Origin of the sequence: Bacteroides sp. 44_46 (genome assembly GCF_001915465.1) — a bacterium.
GTDB lineage: Bacteria > Bacteroidota > Bacteroidia > Bacteroidales > Bacteroidaceae > Bacteroides > Bacteroides clarus.
Genome location: NZ_MNQO01000020.1, coordinates 13,242 through 29,559 on the forward strand (window position 1 = coordinate 13,242; position 16,318 = coordinate 29,559).

Here is a 16,318-nt window from a genome sequence, read left to right on the forward strand (position 1 = left end):
AAAGTTCTTGATTGTGATTTTTTTCATTTTTCTGTTCGCAAATCTAAGTATATTTCGCAGACTAGAAAACTTTTTAAGAAAAAACTTTAAGGCAAAATGCAATTTCGACATTGCAAAATTTAATATTCCGATTCATAGAGAGAAATCCCGAAAAAATACCTATTTTTGCCACTGAATTTATTATACTGGTGTAAAAGTGGCAAGAAAGAGAAAAGAACTTCCCCTGTTAGAAAAGGTGGAGATTACGGATGTGGCTGCCGAAGGAAAAGCCATCGCAAAGGTCAATGATTTGGTAATTTTCGTACCATACGTCGTTCCGGGTGACGTGGTAGACCTGCAAATCAAGAGAAAAAAGCATCATTACGCAGAAGCGGAAGCGGTGAAGTTCCACCAATACTCACCGGTAAGAGCAGTCCCGTTTTGTCAACATTACGGTGTATGCGGCGGTTGCAAATGGCAGGTGCTCCCCTATTCAGAGCAAATAAAATACAAGCAAAAACAAGTAACGGACAACCTTACCCGCATCGGGAAAGTAGAGCTTCCGGAAATATCGCCGATACTCGGCTCCGAAAAAACGGAGTTCTATCGGAATAAACTCGAATACACTTTTTCCAACAAACGCTGGCTGACTGCGGAAGAAGTCCGGCAAAACGTGGTGTACGAGCAAATGAACGCGGTAGGTTTTCACATTCCCAACGCCTTCGACAAGGTATTGGCCATAGAGAAATGCTGGCTGCAGGATGATATATCCAACCGTATCCGCAATGCGGTACGCGACTATGCCTACGAGCACGATTACTCGTTCATCAATCTGCGTACGCAGGAAGGGATGTTGCGCAATATGATTGTGCGCACGTCCAGTACCGGCGAGTTGATGGTAATCCTTATCTGCAAGATTGAGAAAGACGAGGAAATGGCTTTGTTCAAACAACTGTTGCAGTATGTAGCGGATACTTTCCCCGAAATCACGTCGTTATTATACATTATTAATAATAAGTGCAACGATACCATTACAGACCTCGACGTGCATACGTTCAAAGGCAAAGACCATATCTTTGAGGAAATGGAAGGCCTGCGTTTCAAGGTAGGCCCCAAATCGTTCTATCAGACGAACTCCGAACAGGCATACAATCTATATAAAGTAGCCCGCAATTTCGCAGGACTCACAGGCAACGAACTGGTATACGACCTTTATACGGGCACGGGAACCATTGCCAACTTCGTATCCAAGCAGGCGCGTCAGGTTATCGGAATCGAATACGTGCCCGAAGCCATCGAAGACGCCAAGGTCAATGCGGAAATCAACGGCATCAAGAATACGCTGTTCTTTGCCGGCGATATGAAGGATATGCTGACGCAGGATTTCATCAACGAATACGGCCGTCCGGATGTAATCATCACCGACCCCCCCCGTGCCGGTATGCATCAGGATGTGGTGGATGTTATCTTGTTTGCCGAGCCGAAACGCATCGTGTATGTGAGTTGTAATCCTGCCACGCAGGCAAGGGACTTGCAGTTGCTCGATGCAAAATACAAAGTAAAAGCCGTACAGCCGGTAGACATGTTCCCGCATACGCACCATGTGGAGAACGTGGTACTGCTTGAACTGAAAGCAGAAGTTTAAGAGTTGAAAGGCTTGAGAATTGAAACGAATCATTAATTACAAATTATTATACTCGTGGCAAAAGAAAGAAACATGGCAAGAGCCCGCACGCAATATACGGACTACATGGTAAAAGAGCCGATGGAACTGATGGAATTCCTGGCTGCCAAAATGCCGGATGCCAGCCGTACCAAGTTGAAATCATTATTGAGCAAACGAATTGTATATGTGGACAGTGTTATCACAACGCAGTACAATTTCCCTTTGAAACCGGGCATGAAAGTGCAAATCAGCCGCGAGAAAGGACGTAAAGAGTTCAGCAACAAACTGCTGAAGATTGTATATGAGGATGCATATATCATTGTCGTCGAGAAGATGCAGGGTCTGTTGTCCGTCAATACGGAAAGACAGAAAGAACGCACTGCCTATACCATATTGAACGAATATGTTCAGCGGTCGGGCAGACAGCACCGTGTGTACATCGTCCATCGCCTGGACCGTGATACTTCGGGATTGATGATGTTTGCCAAAGACGAAAAGACGCAGAACACATTGCGCGACAACTGGCATGACATTGTGACCGACAGGCGCTATGTAGCCGTCGTTGCGGGCGAAATGGAAAACAATGCCGGCATGGTAAGGTCTTGGCTCACCGACCGCAAGCTGTACGTATATTCCAACCCGACAGACGATGGCGGAAAAGAAGCAATCACCCACTACCGCACCATTAAACGCGCCAACGGGTTCTCACTCGTAGAGTTGAATCTGGAGACGGGACGCAAGAATCAGATTCGTGTGCACATGCAGGATTTGGGACATCCCATCATAGGTGACGGACGGTATGGATTGGAAGAGGTAAATCCTATCGGACGATTGGCATTACACGCTTTCAAGCTCTGCTTCTATCATCCTGTGACCGGAGAGTTGATGCAGTTTGAAACGCCTTATCCGGGAGACTTCAAGAAATTATTCCTAAAGAAACAATAAGGTATATCCAAGTAAAAGGGTGTATATCAGAATGAAAGTTGAGATTCACTTTGATATACACCCTTTTATTTATAGCCTCTGACCCGTTCTAAATAACCATAACGGGTTTGCGGACACTCTTAATACCGCCTTTCCAACATCACAGGACCATCCATATGCCCGTCCACGTACAGAACGCCGGACAGCCTGTTTCCTGAAACATATACATCATAGATTTCCAGCAGAGGATAGTCGTAACCATAATCCAGTCTTAAGATTCTGCCGTGCACATCCCAACGGAAAGGCAGGCTGAACATAACTTCTCCGTACGGATCATTGTAATATGCCTGTTCATCTCTTCCCAGACCATTACCTTCAAAATAAAGCCCGCTTTCCAATGCAGAGTTATAATTATCGGCGAACCCCAAGTCTCCTAACCAGATGCCACCCACCAAAGTATCATAGATGTAGAAATCATCTCCATCGTCCGTTTCACATGAACTCAGTCCCAAGACTAAAGTACACAGAAACAATATATTTAAATATTTTCTCATTATCTTTTATTTCTAATTCCGGTTAGTCATAGACTTGGAGGCGGTCAACATTATGATTTCTCCATCCAATTTTCCGGAGAGGTAATGGTCGCGTACCCAAACATTCTCAAAGTACTTTATCTCACCGGCTCCGTAATTCAGAACAAGTCCCTCTCTCGAATTATCTATCCACCGCCATGTGAAATCACTCTCCGTAGTCTTCATCTTACCGACTTCATAGACTATCAGCGTTTCTTTTCCGGAAAGAACTTCCTTGCCATTCTGCTTTCCCTTTGTGAATTCCAATATATGTCTGCATTCTCCCTCGTCGGTCGTATAATCTTCCATCCAAGCATCGCTGCATAACTTCTCATCGGTATTCTGTATGGTATAGTAGTTATCATCCCCGCAAGAAGCCAGCCCGATAGTCATTACGCATAACAACACTATCTTCACTAAGTTCAAAATCTTCATAATTATCAAGTTTAGTTAATATTTACGGGCAAACATACATAAAAATAATGAGATGCTTAATATTTAGACTGAAATTTCTTATAGAAGATAACGAATAAGATGAAACCTGTCAGCGCAAAAGGCACGCCTGCCAAAGCCGGATAACGGTATCCGCCACTAAGAGCCAGGCCACCTACGTATGCTCCGATGGCATTGCCCAGATTGAATGCCATTTGCACACAGGCGCCGCCCAGCATTTCCCCGCCGGGAGCTACGCGGATAATCAATACCTGTTCGGGGCTCGACACCGCAAACAGCCCCGCCGTACAAAGAGCCATCAATATGGCGGAGCACCACGGATTGGGCGACAGGAAAAACAGCATCAACAGCACAATGCAAATCATGCCCTGCACCACCATGCCAACCTTGCCCGGAGTATATTTATCGGAAAGCCGTCCGCTCACCAGATTGCCGACCACCATACCAAATCCCGCCAGAACCATTAACGCCGTCACACTCTCGGGGCTGAAACCCGAAACGTTCGTCAGCAACGGCGTGATATAGCTATACCAGCAAAACACACCGCCATTGCCCAAAGCCGTCGCCCCCAATATCAACCAGGGAGCGGGTGTCTTCAGGAAACGGAATTGTCCCTTGAATCCGGTATCTTTCAGTCCCTCTACCACAGGCACCCAGCGCCATATATAATAAAGAACTATCAAGCCCCAGCAACCCACCAGCAAGAATGTAACGCGCCACGAGAGCATGTGGCTCAAGGAAGTGCCCAGCGGAACGCCAAACAGATTGGCGACCGTCATACCCGCTATCATAATGGATACGGCTTCGGAACTTCTACCCTCGTCAGCCAGCTTACCCGCCACAATGGAAGCAACTCCGAAGTATGCCCCATGCGGCAAGCCCGAAATGAAACGCGCCGCCAGCAACAACCAATAATCGGGAGCCACCGCAGCCCCCAGATTTCCTACCAGCATCAAAGCCATCAATGCCAGCAGGATATGCTTCAACGGACGTTTACGCGCCAAAATCAACATGGGAGCACCGGCGCATACGCCCAGCGCATAGGCGGAAATAAAATGTCCCGCAACGGGAATACTGATATTCAAATCAGCGGCAACATAGGGCAAAATGCCCATCATCGTAAATTCGGCGATACCCAATCCTAAGGTGCCGAACGCTAACGCAATAAGACTCTTCTTCATTTGAAAAAATACAACCTGTAAAACAAACTTTTTACCGCTGCAAAAGTAATGCATTGTACCGTTCCCGATTCTTTATTTTATAAAAAAGTAACTAAAAATTTGTCTCATACGAATGTAACCTATACTTTTGCACCCCGAATAAAGAACATGTCAACAAGAACTTCAACCATTCTGCCGGTCGGAGTTCGGATATATTCTTATTCACGGTTCAATAACAATTTGTATAACTAAAAGGTAAGAAGAAAATGAAAAAGTTTGTAATCTTATTATTTGTCGCAATGGCTGCTTTATCAGCAAAAGCACAAGTGTATGTTGGCGGAACAGTATCTTTATGGCACAACGACGATGTCGACGCAACGACTTTCACGCTGAATCCGGAAGTAGGATACAACCTGAATGAAAAATGGGCTGTCGGCGGTATATTGACATTCTCGCACAGCAAACTGGACGAAGGAAAATACAATGCTTTCGGCCTTGCTCCATACGCACGTTACTCTTATTATGAAAACAAGGTTGTCCGCCTGTTCATCGATGGCGGTCTGGGCTTCTCCACTCAAAAGGTGAAAGGCGCCGATGCCGTAAACGGTTTTGAAATCGGTTTCAAACCGGGTATCGCCATCAAGCTGAACGACAAGTTCAGCGTACTTGCCAAATGCGGTTTCCTGGGTTACAGGGACGACTATATGAACGCCGGCAGCGGTTACGGTTTCAACCTCAAAAGCGAAGACCTCTCATTCGGTTTCCACTACGAATTCTAATCAATACAAACCGATGTGTACGCAAAAGGGATGCTTTCCGAAGCATCCCTTTTTTATTGTTCTCATAGAATAAGTACGGATTAGTTTCTAATTATTCAAACATTATAAATACTCACACTTAAATTATTCGTATTTTTGCGCATCGTTTATAAAATATGCAATAATGAAGAAGTCCGTAAAAGGAGTCCGGTTTGCTCCTAAAAACTATTCCGACGAAGTAGAAGCCAAGATTCAACATTATAAAAGAGAAGGATATAAACTGCCGTCACGCCACTTGCTGCGCACGGAAGAGCAACTGGCCGGCATACGCGAAAGCGCAAAGATAAACACCGCATTGCTCGATTACATCTCTGAGAATATCCGTGAGGGAATGTCTACGGCAGAGATAGACCATCTGGTATACTGTTTCACGACCGACCACGATGCCATCCCCGCCCCTTTCCTGTACGAGGGCTTTCCCAAGAGCGTATGCGTCAGCATCAACGATGTGGTGTGTCATGGCATCCCCAGCACTAAAGAGTTCCTGCGCAGCGGAGATATTGTAAACGTGGATGTATCCACCATATATAAAGGATATTTCTCCGACGCATCGCGCATGTACATGATTGGCGACGTCCGTCCCGAGATGCAACGTCTGGTGCAGGTGACCAAAGAGTGCCGTGACATCGGCATACAGGCCGCACAGCCCTGGGCTCGATTGGGCGATGTGGGAGCTGCCATCCAGGAGCATGCCGAGAAGAACGGTTACAGCGTAGTGCGCGACCTTTGCGGGCATGGCGTAGGCATCAAGTTCCACGAAGAACCGGACGTAGAGCACTTCGGCAAGCGCGGTACGGGCATGCTGATAGTACCGGGCATGACGTTCACCATCGAGCCGATGATTAACATGGGCACATACGAGGTCTTCATCGACGAAGCCGACGGCTGGACAGTATGCACCGACGACGGTCTGCCTTCCGCCCAATGGGAAAGCATGATTCTCATTACCGAAAACGGAAACGAGATACTGACGCAATAGGCATAAGCCCGCAGGCTGCAAGACATTCCCCGGTGTGGTACTCTCCGTACCAACCGTTGGTATTCCTCGTACCACGCTTTGGTATTGCTTGTACCAACCGCTGGTATTATCGGTACCAACCGTTGGTACGGCGGATACCACCCTTTGATACCGAATGTTCAGCCCATTGAAACTTTATTTCCCCATACGCAATTATGAATATCATACTATTACTCGTTGGAATTATCGCAGGAGCCGTCATCGGCTATCTGATGGCCGGCAGAAAAGCCGCCGCCCTAAAAACACAAGTAGAGGCCGCCGAAGCGCGTGAAGCGTTACTGAACCGCACTGCCGAAGAGCGTATCGCCCGCGAGCGCTCCGTTGCCGAAGAACGCTTGCAGGAAGCCGGCCGCCAAGCAGCGGAACGCCTTAGCACACAAGAACGGCTGTTTGCCGAACGCATTTCCGAACAGGCACGCGGCTTCAACGAACGCCTCGCCGAGCAGGAACGTTCCTTTGGCGAACGCATCACCCAGCAGCAACGGCAATGGGAACAACGCCTCGCCGAACAGAAAGAAGAAGCCGAAGCCTTGCACAAGCGTATGAACACCGAGTTTGAGAACCTTTCAAACCGCATCTTCCAAAGCAAGACGGAAGATTTCACCAAGCTGAACGCCGAGCATCTGGGCAATCTTCTGCGCCCGCTGGACGAGAAGATAAAAGACTTCAAGGAAAAGGTGGAGCAAGTATACAGTACCGAAGCCAAAGAACGCTTCTCTCTGGGAGAACGCATCAAGGAACTGGTGGAACTTAACAACCGCCTCAGTGAAGACGCCAACAACCTGACACGCGCCTTGAAAGGCGATTCCAAGATGCAAGGCAACTGGGGTGAAATGATTCTGGAACGTCTGTTGCAGGCGTCCGGCCTGATTGAAGGCGAGCACTATTTCCGTCAGGAGTTCCTGAAAGACGAACGCGGCGAAGTGATTGTCAGCGAAGAAAGCGGCCAAAAGATGCAACCCGACATCCTCATCAAGTACCCCGATGAGCGCGAGATGATAATAGACTCCAAAGTCTCCCTCACCGCCTACGCCGTCTATACATCCGCCGAAGACCGCGAAGAACAGGCGCGCTGGCTCAAAGCGCATCTGCAGTCCGTCCGCAACCACATCGACGAGCTCAGCCGGAAAGACTATTCGCACTACGACATCAAGTCACCGGATTTCGTCATGATGTTTATCCCCACAGAGGGCGCTTACCTGCTGGCCATACAAAGCGACGCCAACCTTTGGGAGTACGCCTACAACAAGAAAGTCGTACTGATGAGCCCCACGAACCTCATCAGCGCCCTGCGTCTCTCGCTCGACCTGTGGAAGCGGGAAAACCAAGTGAAAAACGTGCAGGCCATCATCAAGCGCGGCACGGCCTTATACGAAAAGATTGTAGGTTTCACCGACACTTTCCTCACCCTCGGCGACCGCATGACAAGCCTGCAAAAAGACTATGACAAAGCGCTCAACCAACTGTCCGAAGGCAACGGCAGCGTAGTCCGCCAAGCGGAAATGCTGAAAGACATGAGCCTTACTCCGAAGAAACGCATCTCGGCAAGACTGCTGCCCAGAGAAGAGGCGCAAGAAGAAACAGAACAAGAAGACAAAGAATAAATCTAAAGACAAGACCTGTTATATTATGAGAATTTTAAAAGACCGTATTCTGAAAGACGGAAAATGCTATCCGGGAGGTATATTGAAAGTAGATAACTTCATCAATCATCAAATGGACCCGATTCTGATGAAATCCATCGGCGTGGAGTTCGTCAGACGCTTCGCTTCTACCAATATCAACAAGATTATCACCGTCGAGGCCAGCGGCATCGCCCCCGCCATTATGGTAGGCTATCTGCTGGAACTTCCCGTAGTGTTCGCCAAGAAAAAGAAGCCGAGCACCATGGACAATATGCTGATTACTTCCGTATACTCATTCACCAAACAACGTTCGTACGACGTATGCGTCAGCAAAGATTTCCTCACTCCCGGCGACCAGGTGCTTTTCATCGATGATTTCCTCGCCAACGGAAACGCCGCCAAAGGCATTATGGACTTGGTGAAGCAAGCCGGCGCGGAGCTGGTAGGCATGGGATTCATCATAGAGAAAGCCTTTCAGCACGGAGGCGACGAGCTGCGCAGCCAAGGTATCCATGTAGAATCTCTGGCCATCATCGAAAGCCTCGACAACTGCGAAATCAAAATCAGATAACCCGGAGCAATGGAAAAACAACAGGAAAACGGACTGATTTACGGCTTGAACGACAAGCCGCCCTTCAAGGAAGCCTTCTTTGCCGCGTTGCAACATCTGCTGGCCATATTCGTAGCCATCATCACCCCGCCGCTCATCATTGCGGGAGCGCTGAAGCTCGATACAGAAACAACCGGTTACCTGGTTTCCATGGCGCTGTTTGCATCCGGCATATCCACATTTATCCAATGCCGCAGGTTCGGCGGGTTAGGCACCGGGCTGCTGTGTATTCAGGGAACCAGCTTCTCGTTCATCGGCCCCATCATTTCCGCCGGCATGGCGGGTGGGCTTCCGCTGATTTTCGGTTCCTGTATGGCGGCTTCGAGCGTGGAGATGCTGATAAGCCGGGTGCTGAAGTACACCAAGAAGATTATTACGCCGCTGATATCCGGCATTGTAGTTACCCTTATCGGCATGAGCCTGATAAAAGTGGGAATTACCGCCTGCGGCGGCGGAGCCATCGCACAGGCCGACGGCAGCTTCGGCAGTTTCCGCCATGTGGGGCTTGCCGCATTGGTTCTGTTGCTTATCATCGCCTTCAACCGGAGTTCCAACCGGTACCTGCGCATGAGCTCCATTGTCATCGGATTAGTGATAGGCTACATCGTGGCGTGGTGCATGGGGGTTGTAGATTTCTCCTCGATACAAAGCTACGGCGGTTTCAATCTGCCGATGCCTTTCCGCTACGGGCTGGCTTTCGACTTATCCACCATTATCGCGTTGGGACTGATTTTTATGATTACCGCCATTGAGGCGTATGGCGACATTACGGCCAATTCCCTTATCTCCGGCGAACCGGTAGAAGGAGAAACATTCGTGAAACGCGCTTCGGGCGGCATCCTCGCCGACGGCTTCAACTCCATGCTGGCGGGTGCGCTCAATTCTTTCCCGAACTCCGTTTTTGCGCAAAACAACGGGATGATACAACTGACAGGAGTTGCCAGCCGGTATGTGGGATATTACATTGCGGCCTTTCTTGTACTGCTCGGCCTGTTTCCCGCCGTGGGACTGGTATTTTCGCTGATGCCCGAACCGGTATTGGGCGGCGCTACGCTGCTGATGTTCGGTACGGTAGCCGCAGCCGGTATCCGCATCATCGCGGCGCAAGAAATCAACCGAAAGGCTACTCTTGTCATGGCCGTCAGTTTCTCCCTCGGCTTGAGCGTGGAACTGGTTCCCGAGATACTGTGCCAATTGCCGGAAACGCTACGGAATATCTTCTCATCCGGCATCACGACGGGGGGAGTTACGGCAATTCTGGCAAATATGCTGATTCATATCAAGGAGTAAAGTCCGGGAGCGGGAACCCGCTCTTTCCGAAGCATATCTTCCTGAAATAAGCTACTTTGTTTTCGTGGTTTTCGGCAGCACCGTATTCAGCACCGCATATCCCAATACCCCGGCAAGCACCGTCCCTACAAGCACACCGAACTTCGCCTGATTCAGCAATTCCGGATATTCGCCCGCAAAGGAAAGATTGGCGATGAACAAAGATACGGTAAAGCCGATACCGCCCAACAAGGAAACACCGGCTATATTCTTCCAGTTCATACCCGCAGGCATCAAGGCCAAACCGCTCTTTATCGCCAGCCACGTAAACAGATATATCCCCAGGAATTTGCCTGACAGCAACCCTGCGGCCACAGCCACGCTCACATCTCCCACGATACTGCCGCTACCGCTGAACACCACACCCGCATTGGCAAAGGCAAACAACGGCAGAATCACGAAGTTTACAGCTCCATGCAGATTGTCTTCCAACGACTGCAATGGACTGATAACATAATCGGACGCCTGCTCCACCTGCTTCAGCGTAGCAATCTGCGCATTGGTCAGCACGATATTATCTGATTTGGAAACCGGAAACTCCCCTATGACGTCACGGATGCGCTTGATATATTTACCCGCGTCCAAACGGGGACGCGCCGGTATCACAAACGCCAGTATCACGCCCGAGATTGTACTATGTATGCCCGATTGCAGGAACAAATACCAGATTATTATACCGAAGAACAGAAAGAATATCTTCTGCGTCACCCCAAACTTGCCCATATAGTAGAGGAATACATACAGAACAGCCGCCACTATCAAATACCCGTATGCCACGTCAACGCTATAAAACAGTGCGATAACCAATATCCCGCCAATATCGTCCACCACAGCGAACGCTGTCAAAAATACCTTCAGGCTCAACGGCACACGCTTACCCAGCAAGCTGAGCACTCCCAAAGAAAAAGCGATGTCCGTAGCCATAGGAATAGCCATGCCGCGCGTTTCGGGAGTACCGGAAACCACCAGAAGCGAGTAGATGACCACCGGAACCAGCATACCGCCGCATGCCGCGATAAAAGGCAAAACCGCCTTTCGGACGGAAGACAGTTCGCCTACCAGCAATTCACGCTTTATCTCCAACCCCACTGCCAGAAAGAAAACAGTCATCAGGCAGTCGTTTATGAATTCTATCATCTTCAACGGATGCCCGCCGTGAGAGAGCAGATTGAAATTCCCGATGCGCAAATGAAGTTCCTGAAGCAGAAAGTCCTGGTATATCGGCGATAAAGACGAATTGGCCACGACGGCAGCCAGGATAGCGGTGAGAAATAAAAGAATACTCGCCACTATGTTCAGCGACGAAATGTTTTTCACGGTACGTAGAATAATCATAAGTATTTGATTGAAGGTTTCATCTTTCTTCGGAAAAGGAAGTGTAGCCGACATTTCATTCCGTCACACTTCCATAACTCAACAACGCCAGCTTCTTTACCCACAGAACAAAGATACCCGTTAAAATTAAATTAAGCACTATGGTTAATACGGAAATTATCAATGCCGGGCCGCCCAAACTATATCCAAGAGCGATAAAGATTACCCCCGCCCCTACTTCACCGCGGGTAAACATACCGATAGAGAGCGCCAGACGCTCGCTGAACTTACGGTCTTTGTAAAAGAATACCGGAAACAGCTTACCGATATTAGACAATAACGACACTATCAGTACATGAAGCATAATCATTCCCCACGACATCATCTCCTGCGAACCCGTAACCGAGTGCTGTCCCAACGACGCCTCCGCAAAGTCCACACCCAGAAACCGGGGCATGCTCATTCCAACCAGAAACATAAAGAGGAAAGAAATCCCCGTGGAAACTTTACGTTCCGCCGGTGTGTCATGCTCCTTGTGCTTCATCACCATTCCCAAGACGAAAGCGGGCAGCAGCACCTCTATATGAATACTGCCTGCCTCACCATACAAATGCTTGCTGATGAGATATACAGCCTGCGTACACGCAAACACTACGGCCGAATATACCAGAATGGCTTTCCAATCCTGCCGCCAGTCGTATTTTCCCAGTTGTTTCCAACCGAAAGAGAGCAAAAGAAATACAATGAAAACAATCACCAGAAGCTGCCAGCGCAGGCCGATCATCATAATCTGAAGCGGAATCATCAGAAGGATGGTATCCAAATCATCAAAGATAGCCAGCACTTGAATTTTCTTGTAAACCCAGCTTGTCTTTAAGCCGATGGCGGCCAGCATGGTAAACAAAATACCGGCGGAAGTGGGAGCCGCAAAACGGCTCAACAGGAGATTCTCTTTCCACGCTTCCCAACTATTCCAGTATTCGGGCGGAAGCAGGACAAAAACATAATAAATAGCAATCAGGAACCAAGGCATGGCGGCGGTAGCCATTGCAACGCCATAATCTTTCGCGTATGTCTGCCAACGTGATTTATCGACTTCAAACTCACGTCCCACATTAATCATTATAAAACTCAAGCAGACATAGAGCAATACATTCGATACGGCCTTTACCGCATTATAGTTTCCGCCCGCCCACACAGGGAGATATTGGGAAACGAGCAGGCCTGCCATCAGGAAGGCCGAAAACGATAGAACTTTTCTCATTCGGTTTAAATTTAAAAGGGGTTGTCAAGATAGCCCTACGGAAAGAGAACAACCCCTGTGTCATATGAATTGTTTAGCAACTAATCCAATTTCAGCACAGCCAAGAACGCTTTCTGCGGCACTTCCACATTACCAATCTGTTTCATTCTTTTCTTACCCCGCTTCTGCTTTTCAAGCAATTTACGCTTACGGCTCACATCACCGCCATAACACTTGGCCGTAACGTCCTTACGGACTGCCTTGATTGTTTCGCGGGAAATAATCTTGGCGCCGATAGCCGCCTGAATGGCAATGTCAAACTGCTGTCTCGGAATCAGGTCTTTCAGCTTCTCGCACATACGGCGTCCCAGCTCGTACGCATTGTCAAAGTGCGTCAAGGTAGAGAGGGCATCCACCGGTTCGCCGTTCAGAAGGATATCCAGCTTCACCAGTTTGGACGGACGGAAACCGTTCGCATGATAGTCGAAAGAGGCATATCCCTTGGAAATACTTTTCAGCTTGTCGTAAAAGTCGATAACGATTTCGCCCAACGGCATATCATAGTATATCTCCACACGGTTACCGGAGATATATTCCTGCTTCACCAGTTCGCCGCGCTTGCCCAGACAGAGTGTCATGATAGGGCCGATATAGTCCGTGGTGGTAATCACGGACGCACGGATATAGGGTTCTTCAATGCGGTCTATCAAAGTGGGATCGGGCATGCTGCCGGGGTTGTGCACCTCGGTCATGTGCCCTTGCTTATCGTAGATATTATAAGATACGTTCGGCACGGTGGTAATCACATTCATATCGAATTCGCGGTCCAGACGTTCCTGTACAATCTCCATGTGAAGCAATCCCAGGAATCCGCAACGGAAACCGAAGCCCAGCGCCAATGAAGATTCGGGCTGGAAAGTCAGCGAAGCGTCATTCAACTGCAACTTCTCCAATGATGAGCGCAAGTCCTCAAAGTCTTCCGCCTCAATGGGATATACACCGGCAAATACCATCGGCTTCACTTCCTCGAAACCGGCAATCGCTTCCTTGCACGGACGGGCTATGTGCGTAATCGTATCGCCCACCTTTACCTCTTTGGAAGTCTTGATACCCGAGATAATATAGCCTACGTCGCCCGTACGCAATTCCTGACGGGCAACCATATCCATCTTCAGCACACCGATTTCATCCGCATCGTACTCCTTGCCCGTATTGAAGAATTTCACTTTGTCTCCTTTACGTATCACACCGTTTACAATCTTGAAATAAGCGATGATACCGCGGAAAGAATTGAATACGGAGTCGAATATCAAAGCCTGCAGAGGCGCTTCTTCATCGCCTTCGGGATGAGGAATACGCTCGACGACTGCCGCAAGGATTTCCTCGACGCCCATTCCCGTCTTACCGGAAGCGCGGATTATCTCTTCACGCTTGCAACCGAGCAGTTCCACGATTTCATCCTCTACCTCTTCGGGCATGGCGCTCGCCATATCGCATTTGTTGATAACCGGAATAATTTCCAAGTCATGCTCAATAGCCATATACAGGTTGGAGATGGTCTGCGCCTGCACGCCCTGTGAAGCGTCCACAATGAGCAACGCACCTTCGCAGGCGGCAATGGAGCGGGACACCTCGTAGGAAAAGTCCACGTGCCCCGGAGTGTCAATCAGGTTCAGAACATACTTCTCGCCTTTGTACATATACTCCATCTGGATAGCATGGCTTTTGATGGTGATACCTCTCTCCTTTTCCAAATCCATATCATCCAGCATCTGTCCTTCGGTTACTTGGATAGTATTGGTGAACTCCAACAGACGGTCGGCCAAAGTTGATTTACCGTGATCGATATGAGCGATGATACAAAAGTTACGTATATTCTTTTTCATTTGTTTCTAAAATTTTGGTGCGCAAAGATACAAAAAGGAGAAGACAAAAAAAAATGCGTTGATAACATATCAAATGTATCAACGCATTTTTTATAACATTCTAATCTCTTTCTTAGTTCAGCTTTACAAACAGTTCGCCTTCAACTTCTTGAGTAGAAATTTTGTCTTCTCTCAATAACCAGCCAAGACCCAAGAACAAATCCTTATCTACCAATTTTGTAGCTTTCTTGATTTGTTTAGCAGTTAAACCTTCAGTTTCATTCAGTGCGCTCCAAATTTTTCCTGCAGTTTCACCGGCTTTTTCTTTTAACATTTTCTCTTTGTTTTTAGTTAGACATGCTTAAAAATCCGCTTCCCAAAACGGAATAATCAGATTTTATTTCGGCGGCAAAGATAGTTATTTTTATGTTACATAACACATTAACTCTCTTTTTTTTCGCTTATCTGTCATAAAAAACGGCTGTTGCCGGCTTATTTCCGCTGTTTTTCCAAGTACTCAGCCCATATCGTCGCGGCTTCTTCCACCATTTTCGCGCAAGGACGTTTGGCGTAGTATTGCTCCGTACGGGCTTCGGGAACGGAAGAGCCTTCGGGCTTCTTCAGTCCCAGCAACTCGGCGCAAATCATCGAGCCGTTACGTTTCTTGAATTCTTCCGCAAGTGCCTGCACCAGCGCATAATTAGCGGCTTTGCCCTCACGGTCTTTACCGTCGACGGCGCCTTTTTCCAGCCCCGCCAACAAAAACATGCCGCAGGCAGCGCCGCAAGTCTGACGCATCCGCCCTATACCGCCGCCAAAAGAGGCGGACATGCGCAAAGCCTGTTCTTCCGTAAAACCGTACATGTCGGCAAAGGCGGCTACCACCGATTGCGAACAGTTATAACCGCTCTTGAACAGCTCAACGGCTTTCTCTATTCTGTCTTTCATCATCGTCTTTTAATCTGCAATTTCCAACATCATAGGACAATGGTCCGAATGTACCGCATCGTTCAGAATGCGCGCTTCTTTCAGCATCGGACGTACCGGCTCGTTCACCATGCAATAATCTATACGCCAGCCTTTGTTCTTCGCCCGCGAATTGAAACGGTAACTCCACCAAGTATATTCCTGCTTGTCAGGATGCAACAGACGGAAAGTATCTATGAAGCCCGCATTCAGAAAACGGGTCATCCACTCTCTTTCTTCCGGCAGGAAACCGCTGTTTGTAGCATTGCGGACAGGGTCGTGAATGTCTATCGCTTCATGACAGATATTATAATCTCCGCAAAGAATCAGCTTCGGACGGGTGCGCTGCAACTCTACCACATATTGCTGAAACTTTTCCAACCATACCATTTTAAAAGCCTGGCGCTCATCGCCGCTTGTTCCCGAAGGATGATAAACACTCACAATGGACAGGTCGCCGTAATCGGCGCGGATAAAACGGCCTTCATTATCGTACTCTTCAATACCCATACCATATTCCACATGATCCGGTTCGCGTTTCGTCAGAATGGCTACTCCGCTATACCCTTTCTTTCGGGCGGAATACAGGTAATGCTTGTATCCCGATGCATCCAACGCTTCCGCCGGATACTGCTCCGGCTGCAATTTGGTTTCCTGCAGACACAGCACATCCGGTTGTTCATTTGCCAGCCATTCGGGAAAACCTTTGGTTACGGCAGCGCGCAAACCATTCACGTTGTAGGTTATAATCTTCATGTCTGTATGTTTTTAAGTTT

At 48.4% G+C, this 16,318-nt stretch carries 16 protein-coding genes; 7 read left to right on the forward strand and 9 right to left on the reverse strand.

The features are described from left to right. Positions 1–196 precede the first annotated feature (196 nt). Together rlmD and BHV73_RS12530 are read left to right on the forward strand one after the other, a co-directional pair. Positions 197–1,624 (forward strand): 23S rRNA (uracil(1939)-C(5))-methyltransferase RlmD, encoded by a 1,428-nt coding sequence (gene rlmD, locus BHV73_RS12525; RefSeq protein ID WP_087411867.1) that lies wholly within the window; start codon positions 197–199, stop codon positions 1,622–1,624. A gap of 54 nt (positions 1,625–1,678) precedes the next feature. Continuing rightward, entirely contained in the window at positions 1,679–2,590 is a 912-nt protein-coding gene (locus BHV73_RS12530; protein ID WP_022218177.1) for an RluA family pseudouridine synthase, read from the forward strand. A 119-nt stretch (positions 2,591–2,709) separates the two neighbouring features. Here the strand turns inward: BHV73_RS12530 and BHV73_RS12535 are convergent, their stop codons facing one another. The 3 genes from BHV73_RS12535 to araJ are packed head-to-tail and all read right to left on the reverse strand — an operon-like array spanning position 2,710 to position 4,775. Beyond that, positions 2,710–3,123 carry a hypothetical protein gene (locus BHV73_RS12535; RefSeq protein WP_022218176.1) on the reverse strand — a complete coding sequence of 138 codons (414 nt, stop codon included), beginning with the start codon at positions 3,121–3,123 and terminating at the stop codon, positions 2,710–2,712. Between the two features lie 12 nt (positions 3,124–3,135). Next, the gene (locus BHV73_RS12540) at positions 3,136–3,576 is read right to left on the reverse strand and encodes a hypothetical protein (protein ID WP_022218175.1); all 441 of its coding nucleotides are present in this window, start codon (positions 3,574–3,576) and stop codon (positions 3,136–3,138) included. 56 nt (positions 3,577–3,632) lie between these two features. Then, entirely contained in the window at positions 3,633–4,775 is a 1,143-nt protein-coding gene (gene araJ, locus BHV73_RS12545) for an MFS transporter AraJ (RefSeq protein ID WP_087411866.1), read from the reverse strand. A gap of 245 nt (positions 4,776–5,020) precedes the next feature. On the opposite strand from araJ, the gene BHV73_RS12550 reads away from it, so the two are divergent. The 5 genes from BHV73_RS12550 (at position 5,021) to BHV73_RS12570 (ending at position 10,115) form a co-directional block, all read left to right on the forward strand. Next, positions 5,021–5,533, forward strand: coding sequence for an outer membrane beta-barrel protein (locus BHV73_RS12550; protein ID WP_022218173.1), 513 nt, complete (start codon positions 5,021–5,023; stop codon positions 5,531–5,533). 163 nt (positions 5,534–5,696) lie between these two features. Continuing rightward, complete coding sequence (map, locus tag BHV73_RS12555; protein WP_009121135.1) at positions 5,697–6,551, forward strand: type I methionyl aminopeptidase; 855 nt, start codon at positions 5,697–5,699, stop codon at positions 6,549–6,551. Positions 6,552–6,745: 194 nt separating this feature from the next. Continuing rightward, positions 6,746–8,194, forward strand: a complete 1,449-nt coding sequence (locus BHV73_RS12560) for a DNA recombination protein RmuC (protein WP_087411865.1) — start codon at positions 6,746–6,748, stop codon at positions 8,192–8,194. 25 nt (positions 8,195–8,219) lie between these two features. Further along, positions 8,220–8,786, forward strand: a complete 567-nt coding sequence (gene xpt / locus BHV73_RS12565) for a xanthine phosphoribosyltransferase (RefSeq protein ID WP_009121137.1) — start codon at positions 8,220–8,222, stop codon at positions 8,784–8,786. A gap of 9 nt (positions 8,787–8,795) precedes the next feature. Next, positions 8,796–10,115 carry a nucleobase:cation symporter-2 family protein gene (locus BHV73_RS12570; protein WP_087411863.1) on the forward strand — a complete coding sequence of 440 codons (1,320 nt, stop codon included), beginning with the start codon at positions 8,796–8,798 and terminating at the stop codon, positions 10,113–10,115. Between the two features lie 51 nt (positions 10,116–10,166). On the opposite strand, the gene nhaA is transcribed toward BHV73_RS12570, so the two are convergent. The 6 genes from nhaA to BHV73_RS12600 all read right to left on the reverse strand — a co-directional run bounded on the left by nhaA (position 10,167) and on the right by BHV73_RS12600 (position 16,298). Continuing rightward, entirely contained in the window at positions 10,167–11,489 is a 1,323-nt protein-coding gene (gene nhaA, locus BHV73_RS12575; protein WP_286738474.1) for a Na+/H+ antiporter NhaA, read from the reverse strand. A gap of 55 nt (positions 11,490–11,544) precedes the next feature. Further along, a complete protein-coding gene (locus BHV73_RS12580) occupies positions 11,545–12,732 on the reverse strand; it encodes a cation:proton antiporter (RefSeq protein ID WP_286738476.1) in 1,188 nt (395 codons plus the stop codon). Between the two features lie 80 nt (positions 12,733–12,812). Next, complete coding sequence (gene lepA, locus BHV73_RS12585) at positions 12,813–14,597, reverse strand: translation elongation factor 4 (protein WP_022218169.1); 1,785 nt, start codon at positions 14,595–14,597, stop codon at positions 12,813–12,815. A 112-nt stretch (positions 14,598–14,709) separates the two neighbouring features. Then, complete coding sequence (locus tag BHV73_RS12590) at positions 14,710–14,910, reverse strand: winged helix-turn-helix domain-containing protein (RefSeq protein WP_009121142.1); 201 nt, start codon at positions 14,908–14,910, stop codon at positions 14,710–14,712. A gap of 158 nt (positions 14,911–15,068) precedes the next feature. Then, positions 15,069–15,527: a C-GCAxxG-C-C family protein gene (locus BHV73_RS12595; RefSeq protein ID WP_009121143.1), complete on the reverse strand. Its 459-nt coding sequence runs from the start codon at positions 15,525–15,527 to the stop codon at positions 15,069–15,071. A 6-nt stretch (positions 15,528–15,533) separates the two neighbouring features. Next, on the reverse strand, positions 15,534–16,298 hold the full coding sequence (locus BHV73_RS12600) for an exodeoxyribonuclease III (protein WP_009121144.1): 765 nt from the start codon (positions 16,296–16,298) through the stop codon (positions 15,534–15,536). Positions 16,299–16,318: the final 20 nt, after the last annotated feature.

Bases quoted from the DNA above. Each gene is read 5' to 3' on its own strand.
- nhaA (WP_286738474.1), bottom strand. From the start codon at position 11,489: ATGATTATTCTACGTACCGTGAAAAACATTTCGTCGCTGAACATAGTG.
- BHV73_RS12535 (WP_022218176.1), bottom strand. From the start codon at position 3,123: ATGAGAAAATATTTAAATATATTGTTTCTGTGTACTTTAGTCTTGGGA.
- xpt (WP_009121137.1), top strand. From the start codon at position 8,220: ATGAGAATTTTAAAAGACCGTATTCTGAAAGACGGAAAATGCTATCCG.
- BHV73_RS12540 (WP_022218175.1), bottom strand. From the start codon at position 3,576: ATGAAGATTTTGAACTTAGTGAAGATAGTGTTGTTATGCGTAATGACT.
- BHV73_RS12580 (WP_286738476.1), bottom strand. From the start codon at position 12,732: ATGAGAAAAGTTCTATCGTTTTCGGCCTTCCTGATGGCAGGCCTGCTC.
- BHV73_RS12560 (WP_087411865.1), top strand. From the start codon at position 6,746: ATGAATATCATACTATTACTCGTTGGAATTATCGCAGGAGCCGTCATC.
- BHV73_RS12570 (WP_087411863.1), top strand. From the start codon at position 8,796: ATGGAAAAACAACAGGAAAACGGACTGATTTACGGCTTGAACGACAAG.
- map (WP_009121135.1), top strand. From the start codon at position 5,697: ATGAAGAAGTCCGTAAAAGGAGTCCGGTTTGCTCCTAAAAACTATTCC.
- BHV73_RS12590 (WP_009121142.1), bottom strand. From the start codon at position 14,910: ATGTTAAAAGAAAAAGCCGGTGAAACTGCAGGAAAAATTTGGAGCGCA.
- araJ (WP_087411866.1), bottom strand. From the start codon at position 4,775: ATGAAGAAGAGTCTTATTGCGTTAGCGTTCGGCACCTTAGGATTGGGT.
- BHV73_RS12550 (WP_022218173.1), top strand. From the start codon at position 5,021: ATGAAAAAGTTTGTAATCTTATTATTTGTCGCAATGGCTGCTTTATCA.
- BHV73_RS12595 (WP_009121143.1), bottom strand. From the start codon at position 15,527: ATGATGAAAGACAGAATAGAGAAAGCCGTTGAGCTGTTCAAGAGCGGT.
- lepA (WP_022218169.1), bottom strand. From the start codon at position 14,597: ATGAAAAAGAATATACGTAACTTTTGTATCATCGCTCATATCGATCAC.
- BHV73_RS12600 (WP_009121144.1), bottom strand. From the start codon at position 16,298: ATGAAGATTATAACCTACAACGTGAATGGTTTGCGCGCTGCCGTAACC.